This window comes from Marinobacter sediminum (assembly GCF_023657445.1).
GTDB lineage: Bacteria > Pseudomonadota > Gammaproteobacteria > Pseudomonadales > Oleiphilaceae > Marinobacter > Marinobacter sediminum_A.
Genome location: NZ_JAGTWY010000001.1, coordinates 232,481 through 256,756, shown reverse-complemented (window position 1 = coordinate 256,756; position 24,276 = coordinate 232,481). Strand labels below are relative to the sequence as shown.

Sequence of the window (24,276 nt, the reverse complement as noted above, 5' to 3'; positions counted from 1 at the left end):
AACCTCTTCGTGCTTTATTCAGCCGGCCCGGCAGGCTTAATTCGCCTCCGGATATCCAGCCAGCTATCCACAAAAGCCAGAACCACTAACAGAATCATCAGGCTTGGGCCCAGCAGAACCAGTGCAATATAGAACAACACCAGCCACTGCCCACTCAGCTTTTTCCGTCCAACGATGCCATGAACCAACGCCAGGCTCGCCAGAAACAGCGGTGTACCCGCCACCCATACCAGCAACATGGAGTTCAATCCGAGTACCGGACCAATCACCATGGTGACCGCACACACCACCGCAACGGCGGGCGACAGTCTCAGGGCGTGGAATTCCTTGCGGAATCCGCCGGGATTGTAGAGCCCCGACTGCCACGCCCTGGCCAGCATTGTCATGCCGATGCCAGTGGCCAGGTAGGTACCTGCCATACTGGCATTCATGGTGTCCCGGATAACCTTCTCGAGATCGCCCCCGAGGGTCTGGGCCACTTCGGCATTGTACTGTTCGTAAAAGCTGACCCCGGCCTGGACCAGATCATCCAGCAAACCGGGATACATCACGGGCAACAAAAGCCCGGTGACGATTGCCAGAAAGCTCCCTCCGAGAAGGGCTCTTTCCCAGGACAGCGTGGTTCTCAGAACAGACGCCATCAGCATTACCTGAAGCAGCACTGCCAGAGCAGTCGGATCTTGCCCGAACCAGCTCCAGCCGAGTGCCGGAAGCAAAGCCCAGAGGCCGATGTTGAGCCCCTGACTGACGCCGAGCCTGAGAATCACCAGGCCGACAACCGCTGCGCCAATCCAGAACAGCAAAGGCACCGCAGTTGTGACTGCTGCTACCCCGCCGGCCTGCAGGGGACCGCGCATTACATACTGTGCAAGTGCACGCATGGTCCCAAGTCCTGTTTATCTGTTACTTAGTTATCGTGGCTGTCCGAGTACGGCAGCAGTGCCAGGTAGCGGGCACGCTTGATAGCGGTAGCCAGCTGACGCTGATAACGTGCTTTGGTGCCGGTGATGCGGCTGGGCACGATTTTGCCGGTTTCAGTGATGTAGCCTTTCAGGGTGTCCAGATCCTTGTAATCGATCTCTTTAACACCTTCTGCCGTGAAGCGGCAGAACTTACGACGTCTGAAAAAACGAGCCATAACTTAACTCCTCAACTCCGGTTAATTACTCTTCTTCGTCCTGGGTTTCAGCTTTCTGACTGTCGTTTTGACGGTCATCAGATTCAGCTGAACGACGCGGGCGATCATCGCCGCCGCGACGGTCTTCACGGGACTCGGAAGCTTTCATCGGGGACAGGTCGGTATCAGCACCATCGCGGCGCAGGATCATGTCGCGGATGATGGCATCGTTGAAACGGAAGTTGTGAGTCAGCTCGTCCATCGCTGCCTGTGAACATTCAACGTTCATCAGGACGTAGTGAGCCTTGTGAATCTTGTTGATCGGGTAAGCCAGATGACGACGGCCCCAGTCTTCAAGACGGTGTACCTGACCGCCATCTTCAGTGATGACGCTGGTATAACGCTCGATCATCGCGGGCACCTGCTCGCTCTGATCCGGATGTACCATAAAAACGATTTCGTAGTGACGCATGAGTTCTCCCTACGGTTTAAACAGCTTTCTTTTAACGACAGGGCCATTCGCCCATACCGCCAAACATGAAAGCAAGGAGGTGACAGCCGAAGCTGCCGGTTTCTTTTTTGCTTTATCAATAAGGCTTTACAAGAAAGGCTTGATCAAAAGCGAGGGATTGCATACCTGAGCTTCAGGCAATACAAAACCACCCCTTAGGAAAGGGGAGACGTATTCTAGGCGGCCACGGCCTTCTGTGCAAGGGTTAACCAAGGCGCTGACGCAAGGCTTCGTATAGGCAAACACCCGTAGCCACGGACACATTGAGGCTGTCGACATGCCCGAGCATGGGGATATTGATGAGCTGATCACAATGCTCACGGGTCAGGCGACGCATCCCCTTACCTTCTGCTCCCATGACCAGCGCAACGCCTCCCTTGAAATCAGCCTGATAAAGCGTGGCACTGGCTTCTCCAGCGGTGCCTATCAACCACACACCCTGATCCTGCAGGGTACGAAGAAAGCGCGCCAGATTCGTCACGCGCACAAACGGCACCGTCTCGGCTGCGCCGCATGCCACTTTCCGGGCCACCGGGGTTAAAGAAGCAGACTTGTCCTTCGGAACAATCACAGCCTGAACACCGACAGCATCGGCCGTGCGCATACAGGCTCCCAGGTTGTGGGGATCCGTTACACCATCAAGCACCAGCAGGAATGGCGGTTTATCACTGCCGGCAAGCTGAGCCAGCAAATCATCCTCGCTCCACTCGCGGCTTTCACTGACCTCCGCCACGATACCCTGATGGACCCCGGAAACCCGCGTATCCAGCTCTTTACGATGAACGACTTTCCAGCGAACACCCAGATTATCCAGGGCGTCGGTGATGCTGTTCACCCGCTTATCCTGCCGGCCAGTCTGAATCCAGACCTGCTGCAACCTCTCTGGCTCACGCTTGAGAACTGCCTCAACCGCATGCCAGCCAAACACGAACTCTCCGGACACTGATTATGCTTCCTGTTACTTGCGGGATTTCCGGTTCTTGCCAGTTCCAGCACCCTTACCCGGCTTCTTGTCCTTTTTCAGGGCAAGTTTCGCGGCCTGGGCAACCAACTCATCTCTGGCCGAAAGCGGCTCGTTATCGCCAGGTGCGGTGGCCTCCGGTTTTTCCGGCGAGGCGGCACCGGAGCGTTTCCGCGGGCGCTTTTTCCCGGCCTCAGCAGGTGAACTCCCTTTACGACCCGACTTTTCCCGACCACCGGGTTTGCCTTTACCACTGGTCCGCTTTGCCTTTCCCCGGTCATCTTTTTTCGGAACCTGCAACGCATCCCGGTCAGCCTGCCGGTGCACAGGGTCGCTTATCAGCTCCAGATCAATTTTCCGGTCTTCCATGCCAACCCGAACAACCTTGACTCGAACACCGTCACCCAGCCTGAAACTCATGGCCGTCCGTTCACCGATCAACCGGTGCTTGGCAGCGTCGTGGTGGAAGTAGTCTCCACTCAGGGTAGAGACATGGACCAGCCCTTCAATGTAAACACCGGACAACTCCACAAAGAAACCGAACGGGACCACGGCGGCAATTACACCGTCGAACTCCTCTCCCACATGATCCCGGAGGTACTCACACTTAAGCCAGGCCATGACATCGCGGGTTGCATCATCCGCCCGCCGCTCGGCCATGGAGGTATGCTCGCCAAGGCGCTCCATCTGCGGCAGATCGTAAGGGTATTCAGCCAGTTCCGGATCCCGTTTTGGCGGGATCACGACATCTTTTGATCCTGCCGTACCGTGGATCACCGACTTGACGGCCCTGTGGGCAATCAAATCCGGGTAACGACGGATCGGCGAGGTGAAATGGGCATAGCCGGCAAACCCGAGACCAAAGTGGCCACCTTCCTCAGGGCTGTATACCGCCTGACTGAGTGAGCGCAGCATGACCGTCTGAATGACATTTGCATCGGGGCGATCTGAAATTTGCGAAAGTAACGCCTGGTAGTCAGCAGACGTGGGGCTATCCCCCCCGCCCAGTTGCAGACCCAGCTCACCCAAAAACAGCCTCACCGCATTCAGGCGCTCTTCGGACGGTCCATCATGGACCCGGTAAAGCGCCGGCAACTTATGCTTTTTGAGGAACCTTGCTGTGGCGACGTTCGCACACAACATACATTCCTCAATGATCTTGTGGGCGTCGTTTCGTGTTACCGGAACAATCTCTTCGATCTTGCGCTCAGCATCGAAAACAATCTTCGTTTCGGTGGTTTCAAAGTCAATCGCACCACGCTCGGTCCGGGCCTTGCGCAGCAACTGGTATAGGCCATAAAGATTATGCAGTTGCGGAAGGACATGGGCGTACTGCTCGCAAAGGCGATAACCCGACTCTGAATCCGGATGCTCGAGCATGTCGCTTACCTTGTTGTAGGTAAGCCTGGCATGACTGTACATGACCGCCTGGTAGAAGGAATAACCGCTGATGTTACCCGCCGCACTGATGGTCATATCGGCCACCATACACAGGCGATCAACACCCGGGTTTAACGAACACAGACCGTTTGACAGTTTCTCCGGCAACATCGGAACCACGTGATCCGGGAAATACACGGAGGTACTGCGATTCACCGCCTCTTCATCCAGCGGTGTCTCGAAACGGACATAATGCGAAACGTCAGCGATCGCAACCAGCAGACGATAGCCGCCACGAGGCCTGGGTTCGCAATAAACCGCATCGTCAAAATCGCGGGCAGTTTCATCATCAATCGTCACCAACCGGAGGTTACGGATATCAACCCGGTTCTCCTTATCTTTCTCGGTGACTTCTTCCGGGATTTCTGCGACCTGCTCTCCCACCGCTGGCGGCCAGCTGTGAGGAATATCGTAGGAGCGAATGGCAACATCGATTTCCATGCCTGGTGCCATGTGCTCACCCAGCACCTCGACAACCTTGCCCAGTGGCTGAGTCCGCATCGTCGGCTGGCGAACAATATCCACCACAACGTACTGGCCATGACGTGCTTCGCCGCAGCTCTCCTGAGGGATGAGAACCTCATGATTGATCCTGGCGTTTTCCGGAACGACAAAGCTGATGCCACTTTCCTGGAAAAAGCGACCTACTGTCTGGTTGGTCCGATATTCGATTACTTCGACAATCACACCTTCGCGGCGCCCGCGATCATCGACGCGGTCAACCCGGGCAGCGACACGATCACCATGGAAAACCTGGCGCATTTGCCGAGCCGTCAGGAACAGGTCGGAACCACTGTCATCCGGGACCAGAAAGCCAAAACCATCCTTGTGACCAATCACACGACCGGTCACCAGATCCGCCTCATCAATAGGGAGATAAGCGCCCCGGCGGTTACAGATCAGCTGACCGTCCCGGCACATGGCAATCAACCGGCGACGCAACGCCTCAATACCTTCTGGCGAATCCTGCCCCAGCTCTGCGCAAAGCGTCTCATGGGTCGCCGGTGCGCCTCGCTCCTTCAGGTGAGCGATAATGAATTCACGGCTTTGTATGGGGTTATCGTAATTCTGGGCTTCACGACCGGCGTGCGGGTCCCTTTCGTTTTTTTTCCTGGAAACCATTCGGATCCTTGCTCTGCTCTAGCACCAAGATGGTGCCGATTAATTCGTTTGCGTTGCAGTATAACGTCGTGAAGGCATGGCTGCCTAACAAGGAGCGATATATATAGGCATAAATACCTGCCAGCCCTTTTTAAAAAAAGTGTTTGACAGCCTTTCCGGGAATTATTAAAGTACGCGCCATCGGTTGAGGGACATGCCCAGCCGCTGGCAGAAACATATAGTTTTCAATAAACTAAAGGTTCTGCAAATCACCTGCCGAGGTGGTGAAATTGGTAGACACGCTAGCTTCAGGTGCTAGTGGGGGCAACCCCGTGGAGGTTCAAGTCCTCTCCTCGGCACCACTTCCTCCCCCAGGAAGTGAGAATATCCCCCATAATATACTGTTAATTAACCCGATAATCTCACCGTTTCGCCATAGATACGGCATTTTGTTGTGTCTGGGCACTGCTTTATTGCAATAACCCGACCAGGTATTCAGACAGTTTTTTATAGCTGTATTCGACACGTGCATAGGCGCTTGAGGGCACATCCTCAAACTTGCGGCCGCAGGCCCGGGCACCACTGTACTTTTTCAGGTAAGCCTCTCCGATATGATTTGGCTGCCCTTCCAGGAAGCCGACACCGCCTACGGGCGGGTAATACATGACCCACTCGAAGCCGGCACCCGCCTCAACGCGGGGCAGGTCGGACATGGCAGGATCCAGAAAACCGTATCTCAGTAGCCGATTCACCGGAAAGGCGTCGCCCTGCGCAGGATACTCAAACTCCCGATTATCAAACTCATAGGCCAGGCCTGCGAGTTGAGACTCGTATCCGGAAAACTCATAGCCTTGGCTGGCACTGACCACCAGGTCCGCACCCACGGCATCAGGCTCAAGTTCACAGCCTTGAACTGAACCGGTGAAAACCAGCGATGCCACCTCCGCCCCGCCCTCACTCAGACGATAACCGGGGAAGCCCGCCGAAGCGTTAACCGCTTCCGGTTCCAGCGTCCGGGTTAGCATTGAGCCGTCAGGCTGCGGAATCTGGGCGATTAACTCAGACAACCCGCCATCCTGCATGGTCCAGTTATAACTAATTTCCGGATTTCCACCCAGCTCAGTGGAACCGGCAAAGATACTTTCATGGTCATGGCAAGTGGTTGCAGTTTCAAAGTAGATGCGCTGATTATTCCAGTCGAACACCAGGCGCTCGTCGGTGCCAGCCACCTCATAATTAATCCTGCTTTGGGGAGAGAGTGCGGCCGATGGCAACCACTGAGTTTCCAGGTTCGCCATATACCCGCCAACCCCGATCAGGCGAGACAGCTCCGCCATCGATGGTGCCAGACACCCGTTGGCGGAAACAGAAAGCAGGCGCCCGTCTTCGCCATAATCAAACGCCAGCTCGGCCGAAACCAGCAAATCGGAACGGTTTGCTGGCAGAGTGTCCGAACGCTCCGGTTCCGCATAAATACGCTGTCTGGTCAGCAGCACCGGGTCACTGAGTTCAACCGCCACCTGCGGAAGCACCAGGGCGTCCACATCCACGTTGGCATACCCCGCCTGCGCTGCGGCATCGACCACTGCAATCACATCACCCGAGTTCTGGACCATCGAAATTCCAAGCAGGAAAGCGGCCTGCCGACTCAGGAACTGCTCAGTTCCATCGCTTCCGGTATCCGCAAGCAATTTGCTGTACTCAGGCGGAAACTGACTCGCCATGAAACGGGCCAGCGCACGGGCATAGGCATGGGCACGGTCGTCCTGTGCCAGCATGTAATCCCTTACCAGGTTAAGGTCAAACAGGCTGGCTGCCAGGTTACTGCTGTCGCTCAGAAACAGCCCTGCCAGCGCCCGGTAGCGGGCCAGCGTCGTTAATGGCGTTATATTTCGAATACCAGCGGGCGCCGACATCATGAAAGCACTATCAATGACCACATCGCCGTTACGGGTCTCTTCCAAAGTTTTCCCCGGCAAGGCCAATGCATAAAGCGAATAATTCCTGGGGTCGAGGTCCGGCCCGGTTTCCGGGTCCAGCGCCAGCTCTGATACATCCAGGGAAAACTCGCCACCGGCGCCACTCAAGGTCGTTGGCTCCCCGGAGGGCAGTGTGACTTCCGCGCCATTATCCAGCTGGATCACCAACGGGCCGGCCGTATACTGGCTATCGCCATCCATATCGAGCCAGACCCGGGCATTACTCAGGTAACCGTCAATGACCTTACCGGTATAGGTCGCCGGCTCGCTGTATTCCACACCGTCGAAATCCCGGCCATCCACAGGCAGCTGATCGGATTCCTCGCCGCAACCGGCAAGAGCGGATATAAGTACAGAGGCAGATAGGCTAAGGAGGCGTTTCATCGCGGCAACCGTTTATCCTTGTTAGAGGTTGTGCCGCTACTTTAGGGGATGTTGACTTGGGAGACCTTGATAGGTTTGGCAATTTGTAAAGTTTGGTAACAAATCAGCCGAGTGCAGGTCCCGGTAGCCTGAGAAGCCCCGGGACCCAGATGCCTCAGAATGACCGGGCTACAATCTCCTTCATGATCTCATTGGTGCCAGCGTAAATTCGCTGAACCCGCGAATCTGCCCAGGCACGGGCGATGGGGTATTCCCACATGTAGCCATAGCCACCGTGAAGCTGAACACACTCGTCCATAACCTTGCATTGCAGGTCCGTCGTGAGCTGCTTGAGCATCGCGGCAGTGGGGATATCCAGCTTCTTATCCAGATGAAGTTCCAGACAGCGATCGGTAAATACCCGTGCGGAGGTAATCTCGGCCTTCATTTCGGCCATCTTGAACCGGGTATTCTGGAAAGCGATCACCGGCTTGCCAAAAGCATTTCGCTCTTTCACGTAATCCAGTGTCCACTGCCAGGCCGCTTCCGCGGCGGCCACTGCGCCCAGCGCAACCTGCAGACGCTCCGCAGCCAACTCCTGCATCAGCTGGAAGAAGCCCTGCCCTTCACCGGCGCCGATCAGGTTCTTCGCGGGCACTTTCACATCCTGGAAAAACAGTTCCGAAGTATCCTGGGCTTTCATGCCCACTTTGTTCAGGTTCTGACCTTTTTCGAACCCATCCCAGGCCGTTTCCACCATGAACAGACTGATCCCCTTGGCACCTTCCTTCGGATCAGTCTTGGCTACGACAATCACGACATCCGCCAACTGGCCATTGGTGATAAAGGTTTTCGAGCCGTTGAGCAGATAGTGATCGCCCTGCTTGACGGCAGTTGTCTTTACCCCCTGCAGATCCGAGCCTGCCCCGGGCTCAGTCATGGCGATGGCTCCCACCATCTCCCCGCTAGCCAGCTTCGGCAAATAATGGCTTTTCAACTCATCGGAACCGTAGTTCAGGACATAAGGCGCCACAATATCGGAATGCAGGCCCCAGCCAATCCCGGTGAGACCCGCGCGCGCAACCTCCTCAATCAAGACCGCACTGTAACGGAAGTCGGCACCGACCCCACCGTACTGTTCCGGAAGACATGGACAGAGAAAGCCAAGTTCTCCCGCCTTGCGCCAAAGTTCACGACTGACCTGGCCGTCTTTTTCCCATTGGTCATGATAGGGCGCCGCTTCCTGCTCAAGAAACTTGCGGACAGAATCGCGAAAGCCTTCGAGATCAGCGTCGAAGAGAGTACGTGGAATCATGTTGAACCTCAGTGAATGACCTGTGTTGTGATTGTCGTTCACCAAGTCTCTGCCCGGGCGCCCCCTGGCTCAATGATGAAAACCATCAATCGGGCTGGCCAAAACCATCGCGCCGGGATCGCAGGCGTTAGCGGGAGCGCTTTTCTTCGGCGCGAGCCTCACCCCAACGGGGCATCAGATCCTGGGGAATACCGAGGTGGTCGAGCAGGCGGGCAACAATAAAATCCACCAGGTCCTCTACCGATTCCGGCTTATGGTAGAAGCCGGGGCTGGCTGGCATGATAACCGCCCCCATTCGGGTCAGTTTCAGCATATTTTCCAGGTGGACCTCTGAAAAAGGAGCTTCCCGTGGCACCAGGATCAGTTGCCGGCGTTCTTTCAGAGCGACATCACCGGCTCGTTCAATGAGGTTATTACTGGCTCCGGTGGCCAGCGCCGAAAGCGTCCCTGTGCTGCAGGGGCACACCACCAGCGGCGCCTTTTCCCCCGAGCCTGACGCGGGCGGCGCAAACCAGTCTTCCCTTCCGAACACCAGCACCTGCCCTGACTCAGCCTGAGCCCATTCAGTCAGGGTGTCCTGCATGGCCGGAGGCGTGCCGGGTAGTTTCAGATCGGTTTCTGTGGCAATCACCACTTGCGCCGCCCGGCTGACCATAACGTTTACCCGACAACCAGCCGCAACCAGGCACTGCAGGAGACGCAAGCCGTACTGGGCGCCAGAAGCGCCGGTAAACGCCAGGTTTATGGTTCGCACCTGCTGGGAGTGCTCGGTCATGGAGTTAGCCATCGGTCGTGGAAGTGGTTGCCGGACATCAGTTCTGAATACGCTCGAGTTCTGCCACCAGTTTAGCGTGAATGCCGCCAAACCCGCCGTTACTCATAATAACAACGTGGCAGGGACTGGGCAGATCTTCAAATACCCGCTCAATCAGACTCTCCACAGTTGATTCGACCCGGTGCTGACCTGACTCTGCATGCCCGGCCTGCCAGTCGGCGATCAGTTCCGGCAGCCATTCCATCTCATTGAGGTTGGCCCAGAGTACCCGATCCGCTGCGGCGGCGCTGGGCAGCAGGGTCTTCTGGTGAACACCCTGCTTCATGGTATTGGAACGGGGCTCAATCAGGGCAACGATAGGCTCGTCGCCAACCTGAGCCCGCAGCCCCTCCAGTGTCGTCTCGATGGCGGTGGGGTGATGGGCAAAGTCATCGTAAACCTTTACGCCGCCAACGTCCGCCAGCAGCTCCATCCGGCGCTTAACACCGGAGAAGCGGCACAGTGCAGCCACGGCATGATCCGGCGTAACCCCTACATGACGAGCGGCTGCAATGGCAGCCAGGGCATTACGAACATTGTGCATACCGGTCTGGGACCATTTCAGGGTAGCCACCGGCTGCTCATGATGAATCACCATGAATCGACTGCCATCTTCCGAGAGCAGTTCCGCCCGCCAGTCCGACGTTCTGGGTGTTTCACTACCAATGGCCGTGTCCTGCACCGGGCTCCAGCACCCCATTTCGAGAGCATTATCCAGATGCCTGTCCACCACTGGCCGGATAATCAGGCCCTGGGATGGCACCGTCCGCACCAGATGATGGAACTGGCGCTCAATGGCCTCGACGTTTTCAAAGATGTCGGCGTGATCAAATTCAAGGTTGTTGAGAATCAGGGTGTGGGGCCGGTAATGAATGAACTTCGAGCGCTTGTCGAAAAAGGCGCTGTCATATTCATCGGCCTCAATCACGAAAAAGTCACTGTTGCCCAGTCTTGCTGACACCGGAAAATCCCGGGGCACACCGCCGACCAGATACCCTGGTTCGAAGCCGGCCTGGTCCAGGATCCATAGCAACATGGAGGTCGTCGTCGTCTTGCCATGGGTACCAGCCACAGCCATGACCCAGCGATGCCGCAGCACTTCCCGCGCCAGCCATTCCGGGCCGGACATGTAATCGATATTCCGGTTCAGGACCGCTTCCACTTCCGGGTTACCCCGGGACATGGCATTGCCGATGAGCACCAGGTCCGGTGTGGGCTCAAGATGATCCGGACTGTAACCCTCCATCAGGCTAATACCCTGGGCTTCCAGCTGGGTGCTCATGGGCGGGTACACGCCCTGGTCGGAACCGGTAACCGTGTGACCCAACTCACGCGCCAGAACAGCAAGACTGCCCATGAAGGTGCCACAGATTCCAAGGATATGAATGCGCATTCGGCTTACAACCTCTGAATTGAAACCTGCCAAGACTCCCTTATACTTCGCAAAGCGTCAAGAGCACCGCCATCCGCAATCCTGCTCATGAAAATCCGGACCGTTTGGCGTATCATCTGCGCCATTGTCGAACCTGCAGGAGGCTCCAGCCCGAGATGGCCATCAAGAATGCATTCTACGCTCAATCCGGCGGCGTTACCGCCGTCATCAACGCCAGTGCCTGTGGTGTCATTCAGACCGCCCGCAAGCACCCGGATAAGATTGGCAAGGTCTATGCCGGTCGAAACGGTATAATTGGTGCACTACAGGAAGAACTGATTGATACCAGTCTTGAGAGCGATGAGGCTATCCACGCCCTGATTCATACCCCTGGCGGCGCTTTTGGCTCCTGCCGCCACAAGTTGAAAAACATCTCCGAGAACCGCCGCGAATACGAGCGCCTGATCGAGGTCTTCCGCGCTCACGACATTGGTTACTTCTTTTACAACGGCGGCGGCGATTCCCAGGATACCGCCTACAAGGTTTCCCAGATTGGCGAAAAGATGGGGTACCCCATTACCTGCATCGGCATTCCCAAAACCGTCGATAACGACCTGCCATTCACGGACTGCTGCCCGGGCTTTGGCTCTGTCGCGAAGTACATTGCCACCTCAACCCTGGAAGCGAGTCTCGATATCAAATCTATGTGCGAGACCTCGACCAAGGTATTTATCCTCGAGGTCATGGGGCGGCATGCCGGCTGGATAGCGGCATCCGGAGGCCTGGCAGGCCAGGGTGAAGGCGAGCCACCGCACATCATCCTGTTCCCGGAAATCCCGTTCGACCGTGAAGCCTTCCTCGCTCGCGTCGATCATTGCGTGAAGGAATACGGTTACTGTGTGGTGGTCGCTTCGGAAGGCGCCCAGTATGAAGACGGTCGATTCCTCGCCGATGCCGGCGCCAAAGATGCGTTTGGCCATACCCAGCTTGGTGGTGTTGCCCCGGCACTGGCGAACATGGTCAAGCAGGCGCTCGGCCACAAATACCACTGGGCCGTTGCTGACTACCTGCAACGCAGTGCGCGGCACATTGCCTCCGCGACCGACGTAGAGCAGGCCTACGCGGTCGGTCAGTCAGCCGTGGAAATGGCTCTGGCCGGAAAACAGGCCCTGATGCCCACGATCGTTCGTGAACAGGCCAAGCCCTACCGCTGGAAGATTGGTGAAGCGCCTTTGAGTGAAGTCGCCAACCAGGAAAAGAAAATGCCGATTCACTTCATCACTGACGACGGCTTTGGCATTACCCAGGACTGCCGGGACTATCTGGAGCCATTGATTGCCGGGGAAAGTTTCCCGCCTTTCGATAATGGCCTGCCACGAGTCGCCAAGTTGAAAAACGAGTTGGTAGAGAAGAAGCTGAAAACCGCATTCCAGCTCTGACCGGCCCGAGCAGATGGTAAAAAGCGCCCCAGGCTTTCACCTGCGGGCGCTTTTTTTTGCATCTCGCCAAGCTGCGGATCAACGTGCAGTTTCGGTTTCCTGATCTCGAACGAACGCAAAAAACTCGTCGCAACCACCGATGTATTTATCACCCACCATAATCTGTGGCACGGTGTGCACAGGCCGGCCGACTTTCTCGGCAACATCTCCCTTGCTCAGCCCCTCTGCCATCATATCCACCCAGTTATACGGTAACCCTTTGGCTTCGCAGAGGCTTTTGGCACGAACACAAAATCCGCAACTCGTGCGACCATAAATAGTAACCTGATCCATGATGACCTCCTGAGTGCCAACGTTATTTCTAATTACCTTGAAAATTTTCACGCCATGATCGCATGGCGGCCAGGAAATGAAAATTGATGCTTTGAATCACGGTCATAGCACAAGACGATGCCCGGCCATCCTGACCCGATTGCACGGAAATGATCTGCAACGTTTGAACGGGAGAGAAAGCTGTTTCATCCTAGGGCCGCCTGTTTACGGGAAGGCAACATGTGGAGTCTTGATTCGAGGAGATACAGTTGGCGTACCTGACGCTGTTCCTGACGGCTTTTGCAGCCGCAACGCTGCTACCCGCGTACTCGGAAATTTTGCTGGGCACACTCGTAACCCAGGGATTGTCCTATTGGTGGCTGTGGTTCTGGGCCACTCTGGGCAATACGCTCGGCTCCGTTGTTAATGGCGTTATCGGCCGGCAGGTCGATCGCTTCAAGCATAAACGGTGGTTTCCCGTCAGCGAACGACAATTGCACCGGGCCCGGAATCGTTTTAATCGTTATGGACAGTGGTCACTGCTACTGGGATGGCTGCCACTGGGTGGAGATGCCCTTACCCTCGTGGGCGGGATCATGCGGGTCCCGTGGCTTAATTTTGTCATTCTGGTCGGCATTGGCAAGGGTCTGCGCTACGCCTTCGTTCTCTGGCTGGTGGCAGAAGCATCCGGCGCATCATCACCATAAAGGTATTTTCGCAGCAGCGGCTCACCGTTGAACTCGGAGTGCAGAACGGCAATAAACGTATAAACACCGATCAGCTTTCGGTTCAGGAATACGAATTCCTTCGGAGGTACCCGGAAATACCGGTTGATTGCCGACCGGGCAGCCTGCCGGGCCACCCTGGAGGGCAAGTCGCTCTGCTTCCACCGGTACTGGCCGCGACTGTTTACCGCATAATCCGGCCAGTTACTCCGGTCTTTTGCCAGCGGTTCCAGAACCGACATACAAACGGAGCCAAACTTTTCCAGCACTTCCCTCGGCCAGCTCAGGCTCATGAAGTTAAGCTCGACCCCACCATCGATCACCGCCTGCAGATCGTTCTCGTACGAAGCTCGAATCATCTGTTTGACCGGCGCCAGAAACTCGTCGGAATACGCCTGCACGGCACCAAAATCCAGCAGCACGATGCGGTCATAACCCGGATCTTCGCCCTCTTCACCCGCTATACGAATGCGATAATTGCCGAAATTCGGGTCCGTCTGTATTTCTCCCCAGACAAAGAGCTCCCGGAAGAATAGTTCCAGCGCGGCCTCTCCCAGGGCAGTGCGGCGGTGTATGGGCAGATCCTTTACCGCCTGTGAACTGACGGAGTGACCATGCTCATAAGTTGAGGCAATCACGTGGGGCGTCGAGTACTCCTGCAGGACTCGCGGCACGATGAACCGTGGATCCGAGGCAAGCATATCCCGGAACTTTTCGGTGGTACGTGCTTCCAGCCGATAATCCACCTCCCGGTGCATCATTTCCCGGACTTCTTCCAGCCAATCATTAAATTCCGGGCCAAAGCTGACCAGCCGCGCAATCTTGAGAAGATGAGCAACGGCATTCAGATCGCTGTCAACGGCATCTGCCACACCCGGGTACTGTACTTTCAGCACCAGTTCCAAACCATCACTACGACGCACAGCCCGGTGCACCTGTCCGAGCGAGGCGGCGCCAATCGGTTCCGGATCGACCTGCAGTTCCGCCAGGCGTTCGCTGCCCAGGTCCTCCTTGAGTACACGCTCGATGGCAGACCACTCAAGCGACGTTGTCTGGTCTTCAAGGGTATGTAATGCCTCGGTTACCTCATCCGGCAGGAAATGCTCCCCGTACAGCGCCATAACCTGACCGATCTTGACCACACTGCCTTTCAGCTGCCCCAGCTCATCAACCAGAAAGCGCGCCTGTTTCGACAACATTGCACGATGTTTCTGGTCCCGCTTGTCCTTGCTGCTGAGCCAGTTTGTAGCCATGTGCGAGGCCATGCGAGTACCGGCGTAAAGCCCGGCGCGAGTCAGGCTCAACCGGCGCTCGAAGCTGCCGGTTTTGATGCGAGAAACCGAATTTCCTGAACGTCTGGATGACATGGATGACCTGTCGGGATCAGAGAATTTAACCGCATTTGGCGACTTTCTCATTATACGGATACTGTAACGACCTAACCTCACCGATTCGACCCGAATTTTACGGCGTCAGGGCCAATGCACCGGCGCCCAGTAAGGTTTAAACGTGTCTGTCCTATGTGTTTACGTTTTTACACAGTCTTGGACCACGAACCGGTCTGGCATGCGGGACGATCCGTTTACATCGCCCCTGCTGATTACCATCGCAGTTTAACTCGACATAAATACGGCTCTATTCTGGATAACAGGGAGCAAGGTCCTTCAGCGACAAGGGCGGAGCCCTTTATCGTGCAAAAGCTCTGGGCAGGAACCGGAGTGTTGATGACATAGAGGTAAACGCAGCCTGAGCCCTACCAGCCCTGACGGTAGTCCACGTCGCAGGAGCCCAGACCCGCAACCAGCTGGGCCGTGAGTCGTTGTTCGATATCCCTCACTGTCGCGTCCCCGACAAAGTCACGAACCTGACACATGTTTAGACCGGCATAGCCGCACGGGTTGATCCGGCGAAAGGGTTCCATGTCCATGGCAACGTTCAGTGCGAGACCATGGAAAGAACAGCCGCGCCTGACTCTCAAGCCGAGGGAGGCTATCTTGGATTCATCGACATAGACCCCGGGGGCATCCGGTCGGGGGGACGACTCAATGTCCAGCTCGGCCAGAGTTCGGACAATAGCCTTTTCGATCTCATTTACCAGCGCACGGACACCAAGCTTCCCGCGAGCGAGATCGACCAGCAGATAAACGACCAGCTGACCCGGACCGTGATAGGTCACCTGCCCGCCACGATCCACCTGGATAACAGGAATATCCCCAGGTGCGAGTATGTGCTCAGCCTTGCCAGCCTGACCCTGTGTGTAAACCCTTGGATGCTCCAGGCACCAGAGCTCATCCGTGACACTGCCATCTCGCTCAGCGGTGAAGTTTTTCATCGCCTCCCAGGTTTCCAGGTAAGGCTGCTGCCCCAGCGAGCGAACAATCAGGTCAGGCATATTGATTACAGCACCATGTGTACACGACCACTGGCTTTGAGATCCTCAAACAGCGCCTTCAGCTGTGCCTCACCCGTGGCGACGATCTTTAGCTGCACGGAAGAGTACCGTCCCTTGCGACTGTCGTTCACGGAAATATCGTCTTCGCAGATCCCGGGAGCATGCTGCTCCACGACTTCCACGACAAACTCGGTGAAGTCTGGCGCGGCATTGCCGATGACCTTGATGACATAGTCACAGGGGAACTCGATTTTTGGTGCTTTCGGCTCACTCATGCCGCGTTACTCCCGGGGTCTCAGCCACCCCTACTGAAACAACTGAAAGAAAAAGAGCTTGATAGCGTCCCAGATGCGCTTGAAGAACCCACCCTCAGGCACTTCATTCAGTGCCAGTACCGGCTGATCAACCAGTACCTCGCCGTTGAGTGAAACCTTCACACGACCCAGCTCGTCTCCCACATTAATGGGTGCTTTGATCACGGAATCAAGGTCTACGCTGGACTCGAGATCGTTTCGGGAACCTCTCGGAATAGTGACGTAGACGTCTTTGGTCATGCCAACCGAAACCTGGTCAGACTGACCACTCCAGACTCGCGCCTGAATGAGCTCCTGACCGGTACGGAACAGATGCTCGCTTTCGTAATAACGGAAGCCGTAATTCAGCATTTTCTGGACTTCCTGGGAACGCGACTGAGAACTGCTCGTGCCCATGACCACGGCGATAAAGCGAGAGTCATTGCGTTTTGCGGACGCAACCAGACAATATCCCGCTTCTTCGGTGTGACCTGTTTTCAGCCCATCCACGCTGTCATCGCGCCACAACAGGCTGTTGCGGTTGGGTTGGCGGATATTGTTGTAGGTGAAGTGTTTCTCCGCGTAGATCGGATAATTCTCGGGGTAGTCATTGATAATAGCCCGGGCCAGCACCGCCAGATCGTAGGCAGTGGAGAAATGCTCGTTTGATGGCAAGCCGGTGGCATTCTCGAAGTTGGTATCTTTCATGCCCAGCAGTTGCGCCTGCTGGTTCATAATGTCCACGAATGCGTCTTCACTGCCGGCCACAAATTCCGCCAAGGCCACCGAGGCATCGTTGCCTGACTGAATAATTACGCCCTTGATAAGGGTTTCGACCGAAACGCTGGTTCCCTCCCGGATAAAGGTACGTGAGCCTTCTGTCTTCCAGGCGCGGACACTGATGGGGACCATATCCGTCATGGAGATGCGCCCCTCATCCAGCTCACGCTCGACGATGTAGGCGGTCATCATCTTGGTCAGACTGGCCGGCGGCAAGCGCTCGTTACTATTCTCTTCCATGATGATTCGTCCACTCTTCGGATCCATCAACACGTAGGAGCTCCCCGCAATCTGCGGCGGAGAAGGAATCAAGACGGACTGTGCCATCGCTTTTCCTGCCAGCATTGAGGCCAGGACAAGAATTACCGAAACGGAGCGTATTACTGATTTTAAGGCCATGGGTCCATTCATTCGTCGTTAGGTGTGTTTCTTTCTTATGGGGTGTTCAGTTTGAATCTGTCAGCAGTATCGACTGGGAAAAGCCCCGGGCTTCCAGAAGGTTCTGAGTGCGCCTGGCGCTATCTTCATTAACAAACGGGCCAACCTGAACCCGATGGAACCGACCCGCCGCCGTATCAATGGCGCGCACGCGCACAGGATTTTCCATTACCGCACTCAGCCTGTTGAGCAGCTTGTCCGCCGGATCCCGGCTACTGAAAGAACCAAGCTGGACATAGAGCGCACGGTTGTCACCGGCCATCTGACCAGTGGCCGCAACACTGCTCTCGGGGCGGCTCACCGAAGCTCCAGGCGCGAACGGCTGGCCGGCCAGAAACATGGAACCATCCGCCCGTACGGTGATTGCTGCCACTTCAACTCTGGCAGTGCCCCGGGACTGATAACCGAGCTTTTTAGCAGCTGCGTAGGAAAGGTCAATCAGCCGATCGCCGTGGAACGGTCCGCGGTCATTGACGCGAACAACCACTGAGCGACCATTATCAAGATTCGTTACCCGGGCATAGCCTGGAATCCTCAGGGATTTATGGGCGGCCGACATCTCATACATATTGAAGGTTTCGCCGTTTGAGGTCTTATGGCCATGGAACTTCTCGCCGTACCAGCTTGCCGTGCCCCGGGCCACATATCCTTCGTTGCTTGGGATCACTTGATACTGTTTGCCCCAAACAGTGTAGGGCGACTTGTTCCCCGCCCGCCGGGGCGCCTCGTAAATCGGCTTGGCATCCGACAGGCCCGACGCATCAAACTGACCCGCCGGAGCACGATCCTGACTAATGGTGTACCGGGATGAATGATCCGTCTCCGGAGATGATGCGCAACCGCCCAGCACCAAAGCCGTGGTCACGACCAGTATCCATGAAAGCGAGGGATTGAAGTTCACAGTCCGGAATTCCTCTTGATCATATATCGCCGGGATCTCTTTTTCACGGCCAGTCTCCATTGTAGCGGGTTATAGCCGTGAATCACCATTACCCGCTCGCCACGTTCGGTTTCGGTTCCCTAAGCGCCGATCATTCGACGATGGGTATGAATCGACATCAACACCCCGAATGCGGCCATCAGTGTCACGCTTGAGGTTCCGCCATAGCTGATCAGGGGCAATGGCACACCAACGACCGGAAGCAAACCACTGACCATGCCGACGTTCACAAAAATATAGATGAAAAATGTCATGGTCAGTGCTCCGGCCAGCAAGCGGCTGAAAGAATCCTGAGCCGTCACGGCAATGTACAGGCACCTGAGAATGATGAGGAAATACACAGTCATCAGGACAAGCATGCCGATAAAGCCGAACTCCTCGGCCAGGACCGCAACAATGAAGTCCGTGTGACTCTCGGGCAGAAACTCCAGGTGGGACTGGGTTCCCTGCAACCACCCTTTACCATCAAAGCCCCCGGAACCAATAGCGGTCTTGGACTGGATAATGTTCCAGCCAGCCCCGAGCGGATCACTCTGGGGGTCAAGCAGCGTCAGCACTCTCTGTTTCTGGTAGTCACGCATGACGAAAAACCACATCATGGGCGCCGAGACGGAGACCAAAGCTATAAACGCAGTGATCAGCTTCCAGCTTATCCCCGCGAAGAAGACCACGAAAAGCCCGGCCATACCGACAAGGAGCGACGTCCCCAGATCAGGCTGTTTGATAATCATCATCATCGGCACCAGCACAATGGCAAGCCCCACTGCAACGTGTCGGAGTCGCGGTGGCAGGTAGTGACGGGACAGGTACCAGGCTGCCATCATCGGCACGACCAGTTTCATGAGCTCAGAGGGCTGGAAACGCGGCAATCCCGGTAGCGCGAGCCAGCGCTGGGCGCCCTTGGCACCCACTCCGACCACAAGCACGGCCAGCAGGGCAATAATACCTGCTCCGTAAAGCCAGGGCGCCCAGCGCCGGAAAACCGAAGGATCAAGCTGAGCGAAAACCAGCATAACCACAAACGCGACACCGAGCCGGATACCCTGAGCCTTGACCACCTCGACGTTGCGATCTGCCCCGCTGTAGAGAACGAAAAGACCGCCGGATACCAGGGCCAGCAGCAAAAATAACAGGATGGGGTCCAGGTGCAGAGTCGACCAGATTCCCCGGGGACGTCCCAGCGGGTTGGCAGCAGATGAAGCAATAAACTCATTCAGCGCCATCAATCCAGCCCCTTGTTTTCGACATTGCCAACGACGGCCTCTTGATCCCCGGCGGGAAACTCCACCAGCCAGGCATCAAACAACTCACGGGCGACTGGTGCAGCGGTACTGCTGCCACCCCCACCGTTTTCAACAATCACAGCAACCGCAATCTTTGGATTGTCTACCGGCGCAAAACCCACGAACAGCGCATGATCCCGCAATCGCTCGCGAATTTCTTCAGCGTCATACTCTTCGTCTTCCGCAAGGCTGAACACTTGCGCCGTTCCTGTTTTACCCGCCATCCGGAAAGGCGCGTTTCTACCTGAACCACGGGCTGTGCCGTGCCGGCCATGCATGACTTCCGCCATGGTGTCGACGACAAACTCCCAATCGGCCGGATTCTTGAGCTTCAGCGGCTCATGATTTCCGTCCGGAAGATACTGCTCTACGGGCGTGTCCCCATCAATTTCCCTCAGCAAGCGAGGCTCGACCCAGGTGCCACGGTTGGCAATCAGAGAGGTCGCCGTTGCCAGCTGAAGTGGCGTCGCCAGCATGAATCCCTGACCGATCCCCAGGTTCACCGAATCTCCGGGATACCAGGGCTCGCTCCGCATGGCACGCTTCCACTCTTTGGATGGCAGCAAACCGCTCAGGGCGCCGGATACATCAAGTGACGCATCTTCCCCGAAGCCAAATCGGGAAAGGTAGCTGTACATGGTATCCACCCCCATTTTCACGGCGATCTCGTAGAAGTAGACGTCGCAGGATTCCGCCATGGCATCCATCAGGTCTACCCAGCCGTGACCAGTCCGCTTCCAGTCCCGATAACGCCGACCAGAATTGTTAAGCTGAAAGTACCCCGGATCCCAGATCGTGTAATCCCGGTCCGTTGCACCGCTATCAAGGGCGGCAATCGCCAGCATCGGTTTGAGAGTCGAGCCCGGCGGATACTGCCCCCTGAGGGCCCGGTTGAACAGCGGCTTATCCCGACTTTCGCTCAGCTCGCGATAGTCTTTGACGCTAATGCCCGTGACAAATTTGTTGGTATCGAAACCAGGCACACTCGCCAGCGCCAGGATCCCTCCGGTGGCGGGTTCAATGGCCACAATTGCACCTCGCCGGTCGTCCAGAAGGTCGTAGGCGCGTTCCTGCAGCCTCAGGTCCAGCTGCAGCTGGAGGTCTTCACCCGGAACCGGATTCTCACGTTCCAGAACCCGTAAGGTCCGGCCACGGGCATTGGTTTCAACATGCTGGTAACCCACTGTTCCGTGGAGGAGCTCTTCGTAAAAACGCTCAATACCGGATTTGCCGATGTAGTTGGTACCCGCGTAATTCACTGGATCAATGCGCTGCAGTTCATCACGGTTAATCCGCCCTACAAATCCGAGCGAATGAGACGTCAGCGTACTGTGGGGATAATAACGAACCAGCTCTGCCTTTACCTCCACGCCCGGGAGCTCATGGCGATGCACCGCGAGGCGGGCCATTTCCTGCTCATTCAGGTCATACCGGAGAGGGATCTCCTGAAACGGGCGCCTGGGCTCCTGCAACCGGCGATGGAAACGCTCGAGGTCCTCACCCGAGACATCCAGAATTCCGCCAAGCTGAGACAGGGTCTGGTCCATGCCATCTACACGCTCGGGAACCAGGGTTACACTGAAAACCGGTCGATTCTCCGCCAGCAGGACATGATTGCGATCGTAAATAAGCCCCCGGGGCGGGGGCACAGACTGGACTTGCACACGATTCTTGTCAGAAAGCGTGGTGAAAACCTCGTGTTCGACAACCTGGAGCTGGTACATCCGGGCAATCAAGCCACCGATCATCAGCACGACGAATGTCATGACCACGATGGTGCGTCGCTGGAACAGGCGACGCTCGGCAGCAGTATCCTTGAACTCACCCCACGGCATGACGCCCCCTAAGCCCGGTGGTACGGGTGATTGCGGGTAATCGACCAGGCCCGGTACAGCTGCTCAGCCAAAACAATCCGCACCAGCGGATGCGGCAGTGTGAGAGGTGACAATGACCACTGTTGGTCGGCACGCAGCCGGCAGGCGTCTGCCAATCCGTCCGGACCACCAACAAGAAAGCTCACGTCTCGGCCATCCTGCTGCCAGTTTTCAAGCTGACTCGCCAACTTTTCTGTCGACCACGGGCGTCCGCCCACTTCCAGCGCAACCACCCGGTCTTTTGAGCCAGCAGCTGCCAGGATGGCATCACTTTCGCGTTGCATCAGTCTGGGGATATCCGGGTTTTTGCCCCGGTGTGCCATGGGGATTTCGACCAGTTCCAGGGACAATTCCGATGGCATCCGGCGTGCGTAATCGTTATACCCTGCACTGACCCAGTCGGGCATTTTCTGCCCCACGCAGATCAGACGTAAGCGCATGATTACTCTCTGCCTGCAACACCAAGATCCGGTGCATCGCGCCAGAAGCGCTCCAGATCATAAAATTCCCGGGTGGCGGGCATCATGACGTGGACCACCACATCACCAAGATCCACCAGTATCCAGTCGCTGGCCGTTAGACCCTCAACATTGCTTGCCCGCACGCCTTGTTCCTTTGCATCGGAAACTACGGAGTCGGCGAGGGATTTCACGTGACGATTGGACGTTCCGGATGCCAGAACCATGAAGTCGGTGACACTGGTGCGGTCACGGACATCAATGATACTGACGTCCTGTGCTTTCACATCTTCAAGCGCGTTAACTACCAGATCTTTCAGTTGTTCTGCCTGCATAATCACCCTGTTGCCCGGGCGTCGGCCAGAATGGCCGCCCGAAAAGTCATATTCAGACGCGATTGTAGCACTAAAAGTTCCCCGCGGTGCAGGCTCCGTATAGTCCTTGGCGACGAATCTCGAACCACACCGAGTCCGGCATAAGGTAGCGGGCAGAACGGCCGTCTGCAATGCGCTCGCGAATGCCGGTGGCGGAGATATCCAGCAAGGGCGGATTCAGCTCGAGAATCAACCCGCAAGGCTGGCTGGAAAGGGCTTCGGGATCGCACGCTTCGCGTTCCGCCAGCAAACGTGCCGGCACTCCCGAGGGCTCCAGTTCAGACCCCGGACGACGGACAACAACGATATGGGCGAGTTCCGGAATCTGTTGCCATTCTCGCCAGCGGTCGAAACCGCCAAAGGCATCGGTCCCCACCACCATCACCAGTGGCGCATCAGGCCCGAGCTCATTACGCAACTGGCGAAGCGTGTCGGCCGTATAGGAGGCGCCAGACCTTTTCAGCTCCCGCTCATCCACCCGGAGCTGTGGCTCATCGGCGACGGCGAGCGTCAGCAGGTGCAGGCGTTGCTCAGAAGAAGCCCCCGTATCGCCGCGATGAGGCGGAATATGACAGGGCACCAGGCTCACCTGACCAACACCGAGACGGTCACTGATCTCCAGTGCCAGTCGCAGGTGCCCATGATGCACCGGATCAAATGTGCCTCCATAGATCACATGCATGGGCATCAGGTCCGGATATGACCGTCACCGAACACCACATACTTCTGCGACGTCAGCCCTTCCAGCCCCACCGGACCGCGGGCGTGGATCTTGTCGGTCGAGATACCGATCTCAGCCCCCAGACCATACTCGAAGCCATCAGCAAAGCGTGTGGACGCATTCACCATGACCGAACTGGAATCCACCTCGGTGATAAACCGACGGGCGCGAGTGTAGTTTTCAGTAACAATGCTGTCGGTGTGCTGTGAGCTGTATCGATTAATATGCTCAATGGCGCCGTCCAGGCCATCCACGACACGCACCGCCAATACCGGCGCCAGATACTCAGCTTCCCAGTCGTCCTCGGTTGCATCAACGGCTTCAATGATGGCGCGGGTTTCTTCACAGCCGCGCAGTTCCACACCTTGCTCCACGAATGAGGACGCCAGCAACGGCAGAATATCCTCGGCAATTTCGCGATCCACCAGCAGGGTTTCCATCGTGTTACAGGTGCCGTAACGCTGGGTTTTGGCGTTTACTGCCACTTTAAGTGCCTTCTCCGGATCGGCGTGACTGTCGATGTAGACGTGGCATACACCGTCCAGATGCTTGATAACCGGCACCCGGGCATCCCGGCTGATTCGCTCAATAAGCCCTTTGCCACCCCGGGGCACGATCACATCCACAAATTCGGGCATGGTAATCAACTCACCCACAGCAGCCCGATCCGTCGTCTTGACCACCTGAACCGCAGTCTCCGGCAAGCCTGCTTCCGCCAGACCCCGGGCCAGACAGAGGGCAATGGCCTGGTTGGAGTGTATAGACTCGGAACCCCCTCGCAGAATGGTGGCATTGCCCGATTTAAGGCACAGACTGGCCGCTTCCACGGTCACATTGGGACGGGATTCATAGATGATACCGATCACGCCGAGCGGCACCCGCATTTTTCCCACCTGAATGCCGGACGGACGATAAGTCATGCCGGTGATCTCGCCAATCGGATCGGGCAAGGAGGCCACCTGCCGCAACCCCTCGATCATGGTATCGATGCGCTGAGGCGTTAGTTCCAGACGGTCAAGCATTGCCGCGTCGAGGCCGTTTTCGCGACCTTTTTCAAGATCCTTGCTATTCGCCATGGAGAGTTCGCTTCGGGCCGAATCAAGCGCATCCGCAGTAGCAAGCAGCGCCTGATTGCGCACAGCCGTGGTTGAGCGCGCAACCAGCGTTGCGGCTGCACGCGCCTGCTGCCCGACCTCGGTCATGTAAGCTGCAATATCCATCTGTTTACCTTCATATTTACAAGCAGAATTCAGGAATAAGGGCCTAACTTTACC

23 protein-coding genes and 1 tRNA gene are annotated in these 24,276 nt (G+C 56.6%); 3 read left to right on the top strand and 21 right to left on the bottom strand.

Annotation, left to right across the window (positions count from 1 at the left end):
* Positions 1–14 precede the first annotated feature (14 nt).
* The 5 genes from KFJ24_RS01235 to rnr form a co-directional block, all read right to left on the bottom strand.
* Positions 15–881: a hypothetical protein gene (locus KFJ24_RS01235; protein ID WP_250829263.1), complete on the bottom strand. Its 867-nt coding sequence runs from the start codon at positions 879–881 to the stop codon at positions 15–17.
* A 26-nt stretch (positions 882–907) separates the two neighbouring features.
* Positions 908–1,138, bottom strand: a complete 231-nt coding sequence (rpsR, locus tag KFJ24_RS01230) for a 30S ribosomal protein S18 (protein WP_007154918.1) — start codon at positions 1,136–1,138, stop codon at positions 908–910.
* 25 nt (positions 1,139–1,163) lie between these two features.
* The gene (gene rpsF, locus KFJ24_RS01225) at positions 1,164–1,589 is read right to left on the bottom strand and encodes a 30S ribosomal protein S6 (protein WP_250829261.1); all 426 of its coding nucleotides are present in this window, start codon (positions 1,587–1,589) and stop codon (positions 1,164–1,166) included.
* A gap of 244 nt (positions 1,590–1,833) precedes the next feature.
* Positions 1,834–2,571: a 23S rRNA (guanosine(2251)-2'-O)-methyltransferase RlmB gene (gene rlmB / locus KFJ24_RS01220; protein WP_250829260.1), complete on the bottom strand. Its 738-nt coding sequence runs from the start codon at positions 2,569–2,571 to the stop codon at positions 1,834–1,836.
* A 15-nt stretch (positions 2,572–2,586) separates the two neighbouring features.
* Entirely contained in the window at positions 2,587–5,151 is a 2,565-nt protein-coding gene (rnr, locus tag KFJ24_RS01215) for a ribonuclease R (protein ID WP_250829259.1), read from the bottom strand.
* Positions 5,152–5,405: 254 nt separating this feature from the next.
* On the opposite strand from rnr, the gene KFJ24_RS01210 reads away from it, so the two are divergent.
* A tRNA-Leu gene (locus KFJ24_RS01210) sits at positions 5,406–5,492 on the top strand.
* 108 nt (positions 5,493–5,600) lie between these two features.
* On the opposite strand, the gene KFJ24_RS01205 is transcribed toward KFJ24_RS01210, so the two are convergent.
* The 4 genes from KFJ24_RS01205 to mpl all read right to left on the bottom strand — a co-directional run bounded on the left by KFJ24_RS01205 (position 5,601) and on the right by mpl (position 10,994).
* Positions 5,601–7,493, bottom strand: coding sequence for a hypothetical protein (locus KFJ24_RS01205; RefSeq protein WP_250829258.1), 1,893 nt, complete (start codon positions 7,491–7,493; stop codon positions 5,601–5,603).
* Positions 7,494–7,647: 154 nt separating this feature from the next.
* Positions 7,648–8,787, bottom strand: a complete 1,140-nt coding sequence (locus tag KFJ24_RS01200; RefSeq protein ID WP_250829257.1) for an acyl-CoA dehydrogenase family protein — start codon at positions 8,785–8,787, stop codon at positions 7,648–7,650.
* A 127-nt stretch (positions 8,788–8,914) separates the two neighbouring features.
* Positions 8,915–9,562: a flavin prenyltransferase UbiX gene (locus tag KFJ24_RS01195; protein WP_250829256.1), complete on the bottom strand. Its 648-nt coding sequence runs from the start codon at positions 9,560–9,562 to the stop codon at positions 8,915–8,917.
* Between the two features lie 37 nt (positions 9,563–9,599).
* Positions 9,600–10,994, bottom strand: a complete 1,395-nt coding sequence (gene mpl, locus KFJ24_RS01190) for a UDP-N-acetylmuramate:L-alanyl-gamma-D-glutamyl-meso-diaminopimelate ligase (protein ID WP_250829255.1) — start codon at positions 10,992–10,994, stop codon at positions 9,600–9,602.
* Positions 10,995–11,149: 155 nt separating this feature from the next.
* On the opposite strand from mpl, the gene KFJ24_RS01185 reads away from it, so the two are divergent.
* Entirely contained in the window at positions 11,150–12,412 is a 1,263-nt protein-coding gene (locus KFJ24_RS01185; protein WP_250829254.1) for a 6-phosphofructokinase, read from the top strand.
* A 78-nt stretch (positions 12,413–12,490) separates the two neighbouring features.
* Here KFJ24_RS01185 and KFJ24_RS01180 read toward each other — a convergent pair whose 3' ends face one another.
* Entirely contained in the window at positions 12,491–12,745 is a 255-nt protein-coding gene (locus tag KFJ24_RS01180; protein WP_250829253.1) for a GrxA family glutaredoxin, read from the bottom strand.
* Positions 12,746–12,993: 248 nt separating this feature from the next.
* Here KFJ24_RS01180 and KFJ24_RS01175 point away from each other — a divergent pair, with 248 nt between their 5' ends.
* Positions 12,994–13,431, top strand: coding sequence for a YqaA family protein (locus KFJ24_RS01175; protein WP_250829252.1), 438 nt, complete (start codon positions 12,994–12,996; stop codon positions 13,429–13,431).
* Here the strand turns inward: KFJ24_RS01175 and KFJ24_RS01170 are convergent.
* The 11 genes from KFJ24_RS01170 to KFJ24_RS01120 all read right to left on the bottom strand — a co-directional run bounded on the left by KFJ24_RS01170 (position 13,377) and on the right by KFJ24_RS01120 (position 24,222).
* Positions 13,377–14,816 (bottom strand): ABC1 kinase family protein, encoded by a 1,440-nt coding sequence (locus tag KFJ24_RS01170; protein WP_250829251.1) that lies wholly within the window; start codon positions 14,814–14,816, stop codon positions 13,377–13,379. The two genes, KFJ24_RS01175 and KFJ24_RS01170, sit on opposite strands and share 55 nt — an antisense overlap.
* Before the next feature lie 386 nt (positions 14,817–15,202).
* Positions 15,203–15,841, bottom strand: a complete 639-nt coding sequence (lipB, locus tag KFJ24_RS01165) for a lipoyl(octanoyl) transferase LipB (RefSeq protein WP_250829250.1) — start codon at positions 15,839–15,841, stop codon at positions 15,203–15,205.
* A gap of 5 nt (positions 15,842–15,846) precedes the next feature.
* Complete coding sequence (locus KFJ24_RS01160; RefSeq protein WP_250829249.1) at positions 15,847–16,116, bottom strand: HP0495 family protein; 270 nt, start codon at positions 16,114–16,116, stop codon at positions 15,847–15,849.
* A gap of 30 nt (positions 16,117–16,146) precedes the next feature.
* A complete protein-coding gene (locus KFJ24_RS01155) occupies positions 16,147–17,313 on the bottom strand; it encodes a D-alanyl-D-alanine carboxypeptidase family protein (RefSeq protein ID WP_250829248.1) in 1,167 nt (388 codons plus the stop codon).
* Positions 17,314–17,359: 46 nt separating this feature from the next.
* Positions 17,360–18,253, bottom strand: a complete 894-nt coding sequence (locus KFJ24_RS01150) for a septal ring lytic transglycosylase RlpA family protein (protein WP_250829247.1) — start codon at positions 18,251–18,253, stop codon at positions 17,360–17,362.
* Between the two features lie 119 nt (positions 18,254–18,372).
* A complete protein-coding gene (rodA, locus tag KFJ24_RS01145; protein ID WP_250829246.1) occupies positions 18,373–19,515 on the bottom strand; it encodes a rod shape-determining protein RodA in 1,143 nt (380 codons plus the stop codon).
* Positions 19,515–21,410 carry a penicillin-binding protein 2 gene (gene mrdA, locus KFJ24_RS01140; protein WP_250829245.1) on the bottom strand — a complete coding sequence of 632 codons (1,896 nt, stop codon included), beginning with the start codon at positions 21,408–21,410 and terminating at the stop codon, positions 19,515–19,517. Before mrdA ends, rodA begins: the two co-directional genes overlap by 1 nt.
* 8 nt (positions 21,411–21,418) lie before the next feature.
* A complete protein-coding gene (gene rlmH / locus KFJ24_RS01135; RefSeq protein ID WP_250829244.1) occupies positions 21,419–21,889 on the bottom strand; it encodes a 23S rRNA (pseudouridine(1915)-N(3))-methyltransferase RlmH in 471 nt (156 codons plus the stop codon).
* A gap of 2 nt (positions 21,890–21,891) precedes the next feature.
* Positions 21,892–22,242, bottom strand: a complete 351-nt coding sequence (gene rsfS, locus KFJ24_RS01130; protein ID WP_250829243.1) for a ribosome silencing factor — start codon at positions 22,240–22,242, stop codon at positions 21,892–21,894.
* A 70-nt stretch (positions 22,243–22,312) separates the two neighbouring features.
* On the bottom strand, positions 22,313–22,963 hold the full coding sequence (nadD, locus tag KFJ24_RS01125; protein ID WP_250829242.1) for a nicotinate-nucleotide adenylyltransferase: 651 nt from the start codon (positions 22,961–22,963) through the stop codon (positions 22,313–22,315).
* 5 nt (positions 22,964–22,968) lie between these two features.
* Positions 22,969–24,222 carry a glutamate-5-semialdehyde dehydrogenase gene (locus KFJ24_RS01120; RefSeq protein WP_250829241.1) on the bottom strand — a complete coding sequence of 418 codons (1,254 nt, stop codon included), beginning with the start codon at positions 24,220–24,222 and terminating at the stop codon, positions 22,969–22,971.
* Between the last annotated feature and the right edge of the window lie 54 nt (positions 24,223–24,276).